Raw genomic sequence first — 15,395 nt, forward strand, 5'->3', positions numbered from 1 at the left:
AAAATCTAAAATCTAAAATCTAAAATCTAAAATCTAAAATCTAAAATCTAAAATCTAAAATCTAAAATCTAAAATCTAAAATCTAAAATCTAAAATCTAAAATCTAAAATCTAAAATCTAAAATCTACTTCAAGGCTTTCACTTTGTGACCATACAAACCAAACGATAAAATGATAACAAAACAAAGTAGAGGAATAATATATCCAGACTGAATATCATCGTGTTTCATATCAATTAAAGTTCCCATTCCGTACGGAAGAATTGCACCGCCCACGATTGACATTACAAGCCATGAAGAACCCGTTTCAGTATTCGATTTTAAACCAACCAATCCTAAAGAGAAAATTGTTGGAAACATAATGGACATAAAAAAACCGATTCCGCCCAAAGCATAAATAACTACAATTCCGGTTCCGTAAATGGCCAATAAACAAAGTACAATACTGGCAGCACAGTAAATAGAAAGCAAGATATAATCTTTTACAAACTTCAGGAAGAAAGTACCAATAAAACGTCCCGCCATAAACAAGAAGCCATAAATACCAAGATAATACCCTGCTGTTTTTTCGTCTAAACCAGCACCTTGCTGTGCAATTCTGATAAAGAAACTCGTAATACAAACCTGTGCTCCAACATAAAAAAACTGCGCAGCAACAGCCCAGCTTAAATGACGAAATTTTAAAACAGAGAAAAATCCGGGTTTTATTTCAGCTTCGGTATGTTGTGGTTTCATCGAAGGCAGATGCATGAAATAGAATATAATTGCAACTAAAACCAGCACACTTCCTAAAATAATATATGGCATTTTTACCGCAGCTGCTTCGCCTAATAAATAAGATGCCTTTTCAGCTTCGGGCATTGCGGCCATTTGTTCTGGAGTATGGTTTTTTCCGGAAAGTATAAATAATGAACCTACAATTGGTGCAACCATTGCGGCTAATCCGTTAAAAGAAGCTGCTAAATTTAATCTTTTAGAAGAAGATTCTGCCGGGCCTAAAATCGCAGCATACGGATTGGCACTTGTTTCTAAAATTGTTAATCCGCAGCCAATTACAAATAATGCAAATAAAAACAATTCATAAGTTCTTGTATTTGCTGCAGGCACAAATAGAAATGCTCCGGCAGCAAAAACTAATAATCCGGTAATAATACTGTTTTTGTAACCAAATCGCTTAATAAGCATTCCCGCCGGAATAGCCATTATAAAATAAGCAAAAAATACAGAAGTATCAATCAATGTCGATTGACGGTTGTTTAATTCGCATGCCTTTTTTAGATGCGGAATTAAAATAGAATCCAGGTTGTGTGCCATTCCCCAAAGGAAAAACAAACTGGTAATTAAAATAAATGGCAGAAGATAGTTTGTTTTTCCGCCTTCTGTCGGCACTTCGTGCTGATCGCCTGTTTGGTTTGTTACTTGCATTAGTTAGATAGTTTTTTTAAGGTTCAAAGTTACTGAGGTTCAAAGGTACTGAGGTTCAAAGATGATATTCAAAGTTTATAAATCTTTGTTCCTTTGCCGCTTTGAACCTTTGCACTTCAAGTTAATTATAATTCTGCAAATGAAATTCCTGGATTTTTGCTGCTGATGTAACAGGCTTCAACAACTTTCATGGTATCTAAAACGTCCTGTACGCTTGTTAATAATTTAGAATCTGAACCTTCCTTAAAACGCATTAAATTTGCCATAGTTCCAATAAAAGCTTCCGGGAACCACGAACCTTCAAGTTCGATTTTTTTCCATTCATATCTGCCTTTTTCATCCTCAATGGCATATTCAAAAATATCAGGAAGCCCGTCTGGATAATTCATTAATAAACCCATTTTGGTTTTGATCGCACCTTTTGTTCCTTCCCATTTAATGTAACTTTCTTCGTGATCTGGCCCAAAATGATGATCGTGGTTCGTATTGATAACGACATGTTTGTCTTCGCCATAATCTAAAATAATTGAAGAACGGCTTGATGATAATTTTTTAAGCGGATGCTTAGCTGTTTTTGCCATCACACTTTTTGGATTTCCAAGAAACGAACGAATGCAGTCAATATAGTGAACACTATGAAAAAGAATTTCCAATCTGGGATGTTCTTTAATTAACGGAAATAATTCCCAAGGCGTATTTACCGTTACTTTAAATTCAAAATCGTACAAATCACCTACAAAACCTTTATTAATTAAATATCTTGCAGCGTTTACAAATGGAGAAAATCGTAACTGGAAATTGATTGCAGCAACAAGTTTTTTTCTTTCGCAGACTTCTACAATTTCTCTGGACTGAGCCAAATCATTTCCCATTGGTTTCTGAATCAAAACTGCTGCTCCGTCAGGCAATTGCTCTAATATTTCAATATATTGATCTGGTAAAACCGTAATGTCATAAACGGCATTTGATGGTGCATTTTTAACTGCGTCGGCAACGTTTTCAAAAACATGCTGAATCTCAAATTCTTTGGCTAAATCATGCGCTTTTGCAATCGTCCTGTTAGTAATGCCAAAAACCGTAAAACCAGCCATTTTGTAAGCTGGCAAATGAGCATCTTTTACAATTCCGCTTGCACCAATTATGATAATTGGCTGTTTGGTTTCGGGCAGTAAAGGCTTATATGGAATATTCATAATTTTATATAATTTTTTGAATTACATTTTGTATTTTTCGTAAAGTGAATCAGAAAGGGTTACTTTCTGTCGAAATTATTTTATAGTCGAAAAAAATAAATGTAAAAATCACAATTACAAAATTAGAAATAAGATTGAATTGGGCAAGAAAATGTAACTTTTTACATTATTTTTTTTGATAAAACTTTTACGCAAGACTTTATTTTTTACAAAGCAAATAAAAAATGTTATAATTTATTAAAGAATGATCATTTTGTTGTATTAGTAGAAAAATAAAATGCAAATTTATATTTAATCGATTACATTTGTAATTGTGTATTTTACATTTATAAAATTATAAGCACTATTGATTAAATTAATTGAGATTCTTAAATATTAAATTATAATAAAATGTTTTCATTACAAAGTAAAAAAGCAATCATAACAGGAGGAGGCAGCGGGATTGGAAGAGCAATTGCAGTCTTGTTTGCAAAGCAAGGAGCAGAAGTTCATATTATTGATTTATCTATTGAAAGCGCACAAGATGCTGTCGATGAAATTAAAAATGCAGGAGGAACTGTATTTTCGTATGCATGTAATGTTTCCAGTCAGGCTGATGTAAAAGCGGCTTTTGAAAAAATAGGAAACATCAATATTTTGATTAATAATGCCGGAATTGCCAATGTTGGAAAAGTAGACACTACTTCTGAAGCTGATTTTGACCGGGTAATGGATGTAAACGTAAAAGGAGTTTACAACTGTTTGTTTGCTGCCATTCCACAATTCCGACTTTCAAATGGTGGTGTAATTTTAAATATGGCATCAATTGCTGCCTGGGTTGGAATCTCAGATCGATTTGCATATTCAACTGCAAAAGGAGCTGTAATGGCGATGACTTTATCTGTAGCAAGAGATTATTTAAGTGAAAATATCAGATGTAATTCTATTTCTCCGGCAAGGGTTCATACACCCTTTGTAGACGGATTTATCTCTAAAAATTATGCCGGAAAAGAAGAAGAAATGTTTGATAAACTTTCTAAATCGCAACCAATTGGCCGTATGGGTAAACCAGACGAAATCGCCGCTCTGGCTTTATACTTATGCAGCGAAGAAGCCGGATTCATCACAGGATGTGATTACCCGATTGACGGAGGATTTATTAAATTAAACAATTAGATACTGAGATTCTAAGATGTTAAGACTCAAAGAAAAAACTCAGTATCTTAGAATCTCAGCATCTTAGCAACTTTTAAAAATAACCTAAAAATAAGAATACAATGAAATTAATACGTTTTGGAGAAATCGGAAAAGAAAAACCAGGAGTTTTAATTAATGAAAAAAGATATGATGTTTCTTCTATCGTTTCAGACTTTAACGAAAGTTTTTTTGAAGAAAATGGTTTAGAAAAACTGCAAAAAGCATTAGAAAGCAATCCGGTTTTACCAGAAGTTGGTGCCAGTGTACGTTTAGGCTCTCCTGTTGCGAGACCTTCAAAAATAATCTGCATCGGATTAAATTATGTGGATCACTGTAAAGAAACAAACGCTCCAATCCCTACAGAGCCTATCATCTTTTTTAAATCGACAACTTCTTTATGCGGTCCTAACGATGATGTGATTATCCCAAAAAACAGTGTAAAAACAGACTGGGAAGTGGAATTGGCATTTGTTGTAGGTAAAAAAGCAAGTTATGTTGAAGAAGCTGAAGCTTTAGACTACGTTGCAGGTTACGCTTTATTGAATGATTACAGCGAAAGAGAGTTTCAAATTGAACGCGGCGGACAATGGGCAAAAGGAAAAGGCTGCGATACATTTGCGCCTCTTGGACCATTTTTGGCTACAAAAGATGAAGTAAAAGATGTCGATAACTTATCGATGTGGCTGAGTGTAAATGGTAAAAAATATCAGGACAGCAACACATTAAATCTGGTTTTCAAAATTCCATATTTAGTACATTACTTAAGTCAGTTTATGACTTTGCTTCCTGGCGATATCATTAGTACAGGAACGCCTCCGGGAGTTGGTTTGGGTATTAAACCAGATCCAATTTACTTAAAAGCGGGCGATGTTGTAGAACTTGGAATTGAAGGTTTAGGAACAAGCAAGCAGACTGCGGCTGCATATAAAAAGTAATTATTATCTCGTTGAGCATAATTATTTAAACACATAGAGACATAGATATTCTATGCTCAAAAAAAAAGCATTTCACTTGCCTAAATGCATAGCTATGTTTAAATGATATATCATTTATTTTAGTCTACTTATTAAAAAAGGAAAAACCTATGTTTCTATGCGTTAAATAAAATTTTACGAATTGTGTGTTCTACAGGTAGTTAAAAAAAATTAAATATGAAATTTATTGTATGCGAAAAGCCGCAGGAATTTAAACTAAAAGAAAAAGAAATTCCGGAACCAAAAGAAGGAGAGGTTCTTTTAAAAATTAAAAGAATTGGAATCTGCGGAACTGATATTCATGCTTTTGGCGGAACGCAGCCTTATTTTGAATATCCCAGAATTTTGGGACACGAATTAGCGGCAGAATATGTAAAAGGAAATGCGGCAGGTTTTAAACCGGGCGATAAAGTAACTTTTATTCCGTATTTCAACTGCGGAAAATGTGTTGCGTGCCGAAACGGATTAACAAACTGCTGTGTAAATATTAAAGTTTTTGGGGTTCACATTGATGGCGGAATGGCTGAATATGTTTCAATTCCGGAACAGTATTTACTTCATGGTCAGGGATTAGATTATGACGAACTTGCTTTGGTTGAACCGCTTGCAATTGCAGCTCACGGAGTTAGAAGAGCGGCTGTTAAATCAACTGATACCGTTTTGGTAATGGGAGCAGGGCCAATTGGAATTGGATTGATTCAGTTTGCTAAAATTGCCGGAGCAAAAGTTATCGTAATGGATATCAACGATTATAGATTAAACTTCTGTAAAACCGAATTAAAAGCCGATGAAACTATCAATCCGTTAAACGATGATGTAGCAGCGAAACTGACTGAATTGACAAACGGTGATATGGCAAATGTAGTAATCGATGCGACTGGAAATCAGAAAGTAATGAACAGCGCTTTCAATTATATTTCGCATGGCGGAAGATTTGTTTTAGTGGGACTTCAAAAAGGAGAATTGAGTTTCAGTCATCCTGATTTCCATAAAAGAGAATCTACTTTAATGAGCAGCAGAAACGCGACTATTGAAGACTTCGAATATGTAATGAAATGTTTGAAAGAAGGCAAAATCGACCCAAAAAAATACATTACACACAGAACAAGTTTCTTAGAAATGATTACTGATTTCGGACAATTAATTGATCCTAAAAATAATGTAATCAAAGCATTAATTGAAATAGAATAAATGATTTAAACACATAGAAACATAGATTTTTTTGTTCGCAAAAGAGAGTAAAAATGAAACTAGTTTCTCACACATAGCTATTGTTAATGCAAGTGAAACGCCTCTTTGCACGTTTTGATGCTATGTTTCTATGTGTTTTAAAAAAAAATAAAGCTATTGAAAACCTTAAATAACCACAAAAATGGATTTAAATTTAAAAAATAAGATTGTTGTCGTTTCCGGTTCGGCTGGAAAGGAAGGCAGTATTGGAGAAACAATCATTAACCGAATTGCAGATGAAGGTGCGATTCCGGTTTTGGTTGACAGAAATGCAAGAGGTTTTGCTTACGCGGAAAATCTTCAAAAAAAAGGAATAGATTCTTTATTTGTGCAGACCGATGTAACTGATCCTGTAGAAATAGAAAATGCTGTGAAAACAATCGTGGCAAAATACGGAAGAATCGACGCAGTTATTAACAATGTTGGTGTAAACGACGGTGCAGGTTTAGATGCTTCTTACGAGGAATTTATGGATTCTTTAAAATTAAACGTAGTAAGTTACTTTTTACTGGTTAAATATGCGCTTCCGTACTTAAAAGAATCAAAAGGAAATATCTTGAATATTGGTTCAAAAGTGGCTTTAACCGGGCAGGGCGGTACTTCTGGTTACGCTGCTGCAAAAGGCGGTGTTTTAGGACTTACAAGAGAATGGGCGGTAGATTTAATCCAATTCGGAATACGTTCAAATGCCATAATTATTGCTGAAAGTTATACTCCGGCATACGAAGACTGGATTAAAACACTGGCAGATGGAGAAACCGTTTTAAAGAAAATCAACAAAAGTATTCCGTTTGAAGGCAGAATGACGAAAACAGAAGAAATTGCAGATACAGCGCTTTTCATTATTTCTGATCGTTCATCGCATACTACAGGACAATTTGTTTTTGTGGATGGCGGTTATGTACACTTAGATCGTGCTTTAATCAACGATGTAAACTAATTCAGAATGAATAACCGAATAGATTCTCATCAGCATTTTTGGAAATTTGATCCCGTTAGAGACAGCTGGATTGATGAAACGATGGCTGTAATTCAAAGAGATTTCCTGCCGGAAGATTTATTGCCATTGCTTACAGAGAATAAATTTTCGGGTTGTGTAGCGGTTCAGGCAAGTCAGTCTGAAGAGGAAACCAATTTTCTTGTTGATCTGGCTTCAAAAAATGATTTTATAAAAGGAATTGTGGGATGGGTTGATCTTCGGGATAAAAATATATCAGAACGATTACGTCATTTTTCTTCGAATAAAACAATTAAAGGATTCCGACATGTTGTGCAAGGTGAAGCTGATGATTTTATGTTTAGAGAGGATTTCCGAAACGGAATTGCAGCTTTAAAGCCATTCAATTATACTTATGATATTCTGATTTTTGAACGTCAATTACCAGCTGCAATAAGTTTGGTAAAGGATTTTCCAAACCAAAAATTTGTAATCGATCATATTGCCAAACCAGATATTAAATCAGGAAATATTGATTCTTGGAAAAAAGGAATCGAAGAAATTGCAAAGCACGAAAACGTCTGGTGTAAGATTTCTGGAATGGTTACAGAAGCCGACTGGAAAAATTGGAAACCAGAAGATTTAAAACCGTATTTAGATGTTATTTTTAAAAATTTTCCAGTTGATAAATTAATGTATGGATCTGACTGGCCAGTTCTTAATGTAGCTTCAGATTATAATGAGGTGGTAAAAACTTTAGAAGATTATATTTCGAAGTTTTCTGTTGAAGATCAGAATAAGATTTGGTTTGAGAATGCGAATTTTTTTTACAGCTTATAATAAACCTCAATATTGTCATTCTGAGGAACGAAGAATCTTCGCAAGTGACTCCGTAAAGATAAGATAAACCCAAAGTTTGTCATTTCGATCGAAGGGAGAAATCACACACGAAACTCGACAAAGATTAGCTATCATCTTTGTGGAATTCCTAGTGTGATTTCTCCCTTCGGTCGAAATGACAAAAAAAACATAGCCGTGGTTTCAACCACGGGCTATGTTTTGAAATTTGGAATTTGAAAATTTCAAATTAAAACTTAACCGCTTTTTTAGGAACGTTTTTATCAATAGTTGTCGTCTTAGAAAAATTAGCCGAAGAACCGCTCAAATCAATATTCTTGCTCGCTTCACCATTAATCGTAATTGCATTTGATGAAGAAGGATTAAACTCGATATTTTTCAGCGAAAGGTTTTTGGTATTGTAAATTTCAAAGGCATTTTTAGCTTCAATATCCAATTGAGCGTTGCTGATTTTAATTCCGTTAGCGTCAATTATAGAAAAACCTTTTTGTGCTTTAGCAATTAGGTTTGAAATTTCGATATTTTCAAGATTCATTTCAGGAAGACCTTGTAAAAATACGGCCTGCTGTGCGCCTTTAATCGTAATATTTTTGATTACGATATTTTTAAACTGAGGCGTTTCTTCGTTTACAGGAATTGCTTTTGTGCTAACGGTATTTCCACCTTCTGCTAAAGTTTCAGCAATAGATTTTCCTCCATAATACAAATCAAACGAAATCGCTTGTGATGGAATATCAGTCATAAAAACGTCTGAGATATAAATGTTTTCTACAACACCGCCACGCCCGCGAGTACTTTTAAAACGAAGTCCGACATCAGTTCCCATAAAAGTACAATTGGAAACGTGCAGGTTTTTTACACCGCCAGACATTTCACTTCCAACCGTAACTCCACCGTGACCGTGATACACAATATTGTTTTTTACAATGATATTTTCGCAAGGAACACCTCTGTCGCGTCCGTCTTTATCTTTACCCGATTTAATGCAGATTGCATCATCTCCCACATCAAAACTAGAATTTTCAATTATTACATTTTTGCAAGATTCCACATCAAGACCGTCACCGTTTTGAGAAAACCACGGGTTGCGAACTGTTATATTTCTAACGATTAAATCTTCAATTAATAGTGGATGAATATTCCACGCAGGAGAATTTTGAAAAACTGGTCCGTCAAATAGGACTCTTTTGCTGTTTTGAATGCTAACTAAAACGGGACGCAGGAAATCATGAATGGCTTCAAAATCTTCTTTCGTTTTTAAGTCATGGCGAATATTCTGATCGGCACCTTTAGCACCTTTTAAATATTGTTCAGATGGATACCAACTGTCTTTCTTTTCATTTAAAACACCTCCGGAAGCTACAAACTTCTTCCATTGTTCATCTGTCAATTTACTCTTTTTAACTTGTCGCCAAGCTTCGCCAGATCCGTCCCAAACACCATTTCCGGTAAACGCAATATTCTCTAGGTTTTTTCCATAAATAGGAGAGATACAGCGCCAAGTGTTTAAACCTTCAAAACTGGTTTCGATAATTGGATATAAAGTTTTGTCTGTTGAAAATTTAATTAAAGCGCCAGTTTGAGCATGAAGTTCAATATTGCTTTTTAGGATAATCGGTCCCGTCAGCCAAATCCCAGGAGGAATAATTAATTTTCCACCACCTTTTTTAGAAAGAGCATCAATGGCATCTGCAAAAGCTTTTGTATTTAAAACGTAACCGCCATTTACAGCCCCGAAATCTTTTAGATTTACTGTATTAGCAGGAATTACAGGTTCATTAACTTTTGGCATTTTAAACTCAATATTCGCATAAGTATCTGCCGAAGTTGTGTTTTGAGCATTACCAGTCTGCAAATTCGTACAAAGCATAACTGCCATTGCAAGAGAAAAAAGATTTAATCGGTTGGTTTTCATTGTTAGTAATTTTTTGGTGTTATTTTTATAGATGTGAAAAATTACTTCTCACATAAATAATAATATTTAAATGTAATCGATTACACAAATCTATTAAAAAAGTTTAAAAGATAGCCACGAATTCACGAATTTTCTTTTTAATACTTTATCTAAAAATATTATTCGAATTAATTCGAATAAATAATCGCAAAGATTTTAAAAATAAAATTCGTGAATTGCTTCGCCTGTTCGCTATCGCTCGAGTCGTGGCAAAAAAACTCAAACAGGAGGGTACAGGATGCATATAACTTTATGTTCGAGTAAATTGGACGAATTATTTGGTAAAAGTGTTAAAAATACAATTATTTGTAAATTATATATGTTTAAAATTGACTGCCTTATAATTTTTAGCCAGAAAAAAAATAAAAATATTAAATAATGCGTTTGAATTCATTTACTAAAATCCTGAGCTTCTTTTTAATCTTCTGTATCTCGTTTTCTATGAATGCGGCTGAAATTTGGGTTTCTCCAAAAGGGAGTGATAAAAACTCAGGGACAAAAGAAAGTCCGTTGGCAACCGTTCACATGGCAATGCGAAAAGCGAGGGAACTTCGTCGTTTAAAAGATCCATCTATAAAAGACGGAATCCGAATCATAGTAATGAACGGAACGTATTATTTAAACGAACCATTATTTGTGCGTCCTGAAGATTCTGGAACAGCAGAAAGTCCGACAACAATTGAAGCCGATGTAAATGCAAGACCCATTATAAGCGGTGGAATCGAAATCAAAAACTGGACAAAATCTACAACCGTTATCAACGGACTTAAAAAAGGATCAGTTTGGGTGGCCGATGCTCCTAAAAAAGCGGGAAGCCTAATTGATTACAGACAATTATGGGTAAACGGAAAAAAAGCCGTAAGAGCTAAAAATACTGCAGGAACCACAATGGAACGCATTTTATCGTGGAATCACGAAGAACAAACCTGTTGGATTCCGTTTAAAGATAAATCGGTAAAGTTCGAACCGGGAATGGAAATGTTTATTGTGCAATGGTGGTCGAACGCTAACCTTCGAATCAAAAATATCGAAGTTCAAAAAGACAGCGCCAAACTTTCGTTTGAAGAACCAGAAAGCCGTATTCAAAGCGAACATCCTTGGCCAGCACCGTGGATTTCTAAAAACAACGGAAACTCTGCTTATTTCTTAAACAATGCTTTTTCTCTTTTAAATGAAGCGGGAGAATGGTATTTAGACAAGAAAAATGCTAAGATTTATTACATTCCAAGAACTGGAGAAGAAATCAGTTCGGCAGTTGTAACTGTGCCGGTTTTAGAGAATTTAGTTGAAGTAAAAGGAACAATCGATTCTCCTGTTCATCATTTTCAATTTAAAGGAATTTCGTTTCAGTACAGCAACTGGCTTCGTCCGTCACAGCAAGGTCACGTGCCGTTGCAGTCGGGTTTGTATTTGTTGGATGCTTATAAACTGAAACAACCGGGAACACCAAATCAGGCGAGTTTAGAAAATCAAGCTTGGGTAGGAAGACCACGCTCGGCAGTTGAAGTAAATTATGCTAATAATATTCAGTTTGAATCTTGCCGTTTTGAGCATTTATCTTCGACTGGTTTAGATTTAAATAAAGGAACAAATCACAATACGGTAAAAGGAAATTTATTTAAAGATATTGGCGGAAGTGCCATCAATGTTGGAATATTCTCTGAAGAAGCTTTTGAAGCACATTTACCTTTAATCATCAAAGACGAAAGAGAAATGTGTTCGGATGAAGTGATTTCAGATAATTTAATTACCAACGTAACGAATGAAGATTGGGGAACGCTTGGAATCAGCGCTGGTTTTGTTAGAAATATTACGATTGAACACAACGAAATTTCGGATGTATCGTATTCTGGAATGGCAATGGGCTGGGGTTGGACGCATACGCCAAACGTGATGCAGAACAATAAAATTCTGGCAAATAAAATCCATCATTATGCGAAACATTTACATGATGTTGCGGGAATTTATACGCTTTCGGCTCAGCCTGGTAGCCGAATTGAAGAAAATTACATTGATAAGGTTTACAATAGCCCGTATGCACACGATCCGTTTTTATGGCTGTATTTATATACCGATGAAGGAAGCGAAGGTTTTACGATTAAAAACAATTGGATTGCCGAAAAGAAAATCCTTAAAAACCATAACGGCCCAAAAGGGAATATTTGGGAACACAATGATCCGTATGTAAGTGCTAAAATTAAAGATGCAGCCGGAATCAGAGCGCCATATAAAGATTTAGAAAAAGAAGTCGTTATCGATGAAAAATGGGGATTGCAGGAAATGCCAAAACCGTATGCAATCGAATTAATAGGTTCTGATTTTGATATCGAAAAAATCAAATCAACGCTTACAGGATTTAGAATTGTAGGTCAGGAATTGTACCAATGGAAAAATCATTTGGTGATTTACGGGAAAATGAATCAGCCAGAAAGAACGAAACGAAAATTGGCGGGCGCTTTTCCTTCTTTAGAAATAAAAATCTATGAGGATTTAGTTTATGATTTCCAAAACTTCGAAAGATGTAAAGATTCAAAACCAGCATCGGATTGGGAGAATATTGTTTTGACGGCGAATTTACCTTCTGACGAAAAACTGCAAAAAGAATATATAGAGTATCATAAAACACAATTCGAAAAATGGCCAGAAGTAGCCAAAGGTTTCTGTAATGCTGATTTTCAGCAATTACAAGTCTTCAAAAAAGACAGACAATTAATCTTGGTAATCAGTATTCCGAAAGGAGAAAATCTGGATAAACTAAATCCGAAAACAACACAAAATAATCCTCGTGTAGACGATTGGAACGCCTTAATGAAAAAATACCAAAGCGGAATCGAAGGCGCAAAACCAGATGAAACCTGGATTTTCTTAAACAAAGTAGAAACGAAATAATATTTTGCCACAGATTGAAAGGATTTCCACAGATTAAAAAATCCATTTAATCCTTTTAATCTGTGGCAAAAAAAAAACAAAATCAACAATCTAAAATAACCACACCTCATGTTAAAAATAGCCATTCTAGGACTTGGAGAAGGACGAAGTACAATGTCGGCTGCTATAGAAAGTTCAAAACTAGAACTCGTTAAGATATGCGACCGAAACGAAGAATTGTGCAAACAGCGAGCAAAAGAATTCGATTTCCATTCTTACACTACTAATTATGACGATTTATTGAATGATAATTCAATTGATATTATAGCGATTTATACGCCCGATCATCTTCATGCACAACATGTAAAACAAGCTTTATTGCACGGAAAACATGTCGTTTGTACAAAACCATTTATTGATGATCTTTCGGATGCTAAAGAATTGCTAGAATTAAGCAAATCGACAGGAAAGAAAGTTTTCATCGGTCAAAGTTCCCGTTTCTTCGAACCAGCCAAAAGACAAAGAGCCGATTATGAAGCAGGTTTAATAGGAGATTTAATTACGATTGAAGCACAATATCACGCCGATCATAGATGGTTTTTAAAGAAAGAATGGTCGCTTTTGCAATCATTTAAATGGTTGTACGGAGGTTTGAGTCATCCTGTAGATTTCATCAGATGGTATTTGCCAAATATTCAGGAAGTAATGGGCTACGGAATGATCAGCAGTAACGGACAAAATGCAGGATTAAAGAATGAAGATACGATGCATTTTATCTTCAAAGCAACCGATGGAAGAATCGCGCGTGTAAGCGGTGTATATACTTCGCCAACTCAGCCAGCGCAACGCGACAGTGGCATGAGTACAATTTTAAGAGCAACAGAAGGAGCAAGTCAAGCCGATTATCATGAATTACGTTATGCCGTTACAGACAAAACTGGAGAAGAAAAAGTGATTACTTGGGGCGACAGCACGATAAAATATTATTTCCGTTTTGAAGGGCAAAGTCATCATGGCGGGGAATATCAAAATTATTTAGAATATTTTGCAGATAGTATCGAGCAAGGTTTTGAGGCTTATCCAAACATGGAAGAAGGAATTGGAACCGTGGCTTTATTACAAGCAATGGATAAATCTTTGCAAACTGGAATACCGGTTAAAATTGCCGATATTCTTAACGAATACGGGCTATGAACAGTATTTACGATAAATTAACCACGCTCGATTTTGTTATTGTTGTGGGTTATTTAGTGGCTTTATTGGTCATTGGATATGTGGTAAGTATGAAACAGAGAAAGAAAAACGAAACGCTTTTTCTGGCCGGAAATTCCTTAAACTGGTACAGCATTGGGTTTAATATGTGGGGAACCAATGTTGGGCCTTCGTCATTATTGGCTTTTGCGAGTATTGGTTACGCTACGGGAATTGTAGCGGGAAATTTCGAATGGTATGCTTTTGTGTTTTTACTGCTTTTGGCAATGGTTTTTGCGCCAAGATATATTGCAAGTAAAGTAAGTACGATGCCCGAATATATGGGAAAACGCTATGGCGACAGTACTCAGAATATCTTGGCTTGGTATGCTTTGGTCAAAATATTAGTAAGCTGGCTGTCTTTAGGATTATTCAGCGGAGGCGTTTTAGTACGACAGATTTTGGGAATTCCGATGTGGCAGAGCGTTACCGTTTTAGTGATTTTCTCTGGAATATTTACATTTGCGGGAGGATTAAAAGCGATTGCTAAAGTGAATGTTTTTCAGATGATTCTGCTAATTGTAGTTTCATTGACACTTTCCTTTTTAGGTTTGCAAAAACTAGGCGGAATCGATGTTTTAATTGCCAAAACACCTTCTAATTTTTGGAATCTAATTCGTCCTTCTGATGATGCACATTATCCGTGGCCTGCTATTTTATTAGGATATCCTGTAGCTGCAGTTGCTTTTTTCTGTACCGATCAGTCGATGGTTCAGAGTGTTTTGGGAGCTAAAAATCTGGAGCAAGGACAATTGGGTGTAAACTTCATTGGATGGCTAAAAGTAATGGCTTTGCCGTTGTTTATTCTTCCCGGAATTTTGTGTTATGCCTTATATCCAGAATTAGGAAGCAATTCTGATTTGGCTTATATGACCATGGTTACGAATCTTTTTCCAAGCGGAATGAACGGTTTGGTAATCTGTGTAATGATTGCGGTTTTGGTGGGAACTATTGGTTCTTCGTTAAATGCTTTGAGCACCGTTTTTACGAATGATATTTACGTGAAAAAAATAAACCCATCGGCGACGATTCAGGATCAAATTAAAATTGGTCGTTTAACGATTGCTGCTGGCTGTGGTTTTGCGATTTTGATTGCCGTTGCGATTGACAATATAAAGGGACAGAATTTATTCAACATTTTTCAGGCGGTTTTAGGTTTCTTGGCGCCTTCGTTATCTGTTGTGTTCCTTTTGAGTGTTTTCTGGAAACGCACTACCAAAAAAGCCGTAAATGCAACACTTTCGTGGGGTTCGGCTTTTAGTTTGTTTGTAGGTGTTTTATATTTATGGATTTTTCCTGCTGATAAATATCCAGCTTGGCCTCACTTTTTATTGATTTCCTTTTACATTTTTGCTGTGCTTTTAATAACAGCAGTGATTATTTCTGTAACCGATAAAAATCCTGAAGTTAATTTTTCAGATGAAAGAGATATTCCTAAAACTAGTAAGAAGGTGAAGCTTTTGTTTGGTTTGTTGGGATTGACGATTTTGGTTTTGTATTTGGTTTTTAATGGGAATTAAGAATTTTCAAT

11 protein-coding genes are annotated in these 15,395 nt (G+C 35.4%); 8 read left to right on the top strand and 3 right to left on the bottom strand.

What is annotated here, in order from left to right:
* Nucleotides 1-124: 124 nt before the first annotated feature.
* Both fucP and LUU93_RS17110 read right to left on the bottom strand, forming a co-directional pair.
* Nucleotides 125-1,423, bottom strand: coding sequence for an L-fucose:H+ symporter permease (gene fucP, locus LUU93_RS17105; RefSeq protein WP_232682383.1), 1,299 nt, complete (start codon nt 1,421-1,423; stop codon nt 125-127).
* Nucleotides 1,424-1,548: 125 nt separating this feature from the next.
* Nucleotides 1,549-2,616, bottom strand: coding sequence for a Gfo/Idh/MocA family protein (locus LUU93_RS17110; protein WP_232682384.1), 1,068 nt, complete (start codon nt 2,614-2,616; stop codon nt 1,549-1,551).
* A 390-nt stretch (nt 2,617-3,006) separates the two neighbouring features.
* Between LUU93_RS17110 and LUU93_RS17115 the strand changes: the two genes are divergently transcribed.
* The 5 genes from LUU93_RS17115 to LUU93_RS17135 all read left to right on the top strand — a co-directional run bounded on the left by LUU93_RS17115 (nt 3,007) and on the right by LUU93_RS17135 (nt 7,773).
* A complete protein-coding gene (locus LUU93_RS17115; RefSeq protein WP_232682385.1) occupies nt 3,007-3,771 on the top strand; it encodes an SDR family NAD(P)-dependent oxidoreductase in 765 nt (254 codons plus the stop codon).
* Nucleotides 3,772-3,872: 101 nt separating this feature from the next.
* The gene (locus tag LUU93_RS17120) at nt 3,873-4,727 is read left to right on the top strand and encodes a fumarylacetoacetate hydrolase family protein (protein ID WP_232682386.1); all 855 of its coding nucleotides are present in this window, start codon (nt 3,873-3,875) and stop codon (nt 4,725-4,727) included.
* Between the two features lie 216 nt (nt 4,728-4,943).
* The gene (locus LUU93_RS17125) at nt 4,944-5,957 is read left to right on the top strand and encodes a zinc-binding alcohol dehydrogenase family protein (protein WP_232682387.1); all 1,014 of its coding nucleotides are present in this window, start codon (nt 4,944-4,946) and stop codon (nt 5,955-5,957) included.
* 181 nt (nt 5,958-6,138) lie between these two features.
* The gene (locus LUU93_RS17130; RefSeq protein ID WP_056198831.1) at nt 6,139-6,936 is read left to right on the top strand and encodes an SDR family oxidoreductase; all 798 of its coding nucleotides are present in this window, start codon (nt 6,139-6,141) and stop codon (nt 6,934-6,936) included.
* A 6-nt stretch (nt 6,937-6,942) separates the two neighbouring features.
* Nucleotides 6,943-7,773 carry an amidohydrolase family protein gene (locus LUU93_RS17135; RefSeq protein WP_232682388.1) on the top strand — a complete coding sequence of 277 codons (831 nt, stop codon included), beginning with the start codon at nt 6,943-6,945 and terminating at the stop codon, nt 7,771-7,773.
* Between the two features lie 247 nt (nt 7,774-8,020).
* Here LUU93_RS17135 and LUU93_RS17140 read toward each other — a convergent pair whose 3' ends face one another.
* Nucleotides 8,021-9,706, bottom strand: a complete 1,686-nt coding sequence (locus LUU93_RS17140; protein WP_232682389.1) for a glycoside hydrolase family 28 protein — start codon at nt 9,704-9,706, stop codon at nt 8,021-8,023.
* 417 nt (nt 9,707-10,123) lie between these two features.
* Here LUU93_RS17140 and LUU93_RS17145 point away from each other — a divergent pair, with 417 nt between their 5' ends.
* The 3 genes from LUU93_RS17145 to LUU93_RS17155 all read left to right on the top strand — a co-directional run bounded on the left by LUU93_RS17145 (nt 10,124) and on the right by LUU93_RS17155 (nt 15,384).
* Complete coding sequence (locus tag LUU93_RS17145) at nt 10,124-12,634, top strand: L-rhamnose mutarotase (protein ID WP_232682390.1); 2,511 nt, start codon at nt 10,124-10,126, stop codon at nt 12,632-12,634.
* Nucleotides 12,635-12,742: 108 nt separating this feature from the next.
* The gene (locus LUU93_RS17150) at nt 12,743-13,807 is read left to right on the top strand and encodes a Gfo/Idh/MocA family protein (protein ID WP_232682391.1); all 1,065 of its coding nucleotides are present in this window, start codon (nt 12,743-12,745) and stop codon (nt 13,805-13,807) included.
* Nucleotides 13,804-15,384 carry a sodium:solute symporter gene (locus tag LUU93_RS17155; RefSeq protein ID WP_232682392.1) on the top strand — a complete coding sequence of 527 codons (1,581 nt, stop codon included), beginning with the start codon at nt 13,804-13,806 and terminating at the stop codon, nt 15,382-15,384. The genes LUU93_RS17150 and LUU93_RS17155 overlap by 4 nt, the downstream gene beginning before the upstream one ends.
* Nucleotides 15,385-15,395 lie beyond the last annotated feature (11 nt).

This window comes from Flavobacterium soyae (assembly GCF_021245985.1).
GTDB lineage: Bacteria > Bacteroidota > Bacteroidia > Flavobacteriales > Flavobacteriaceae > Flavobacterium > Flavobacterium soyae.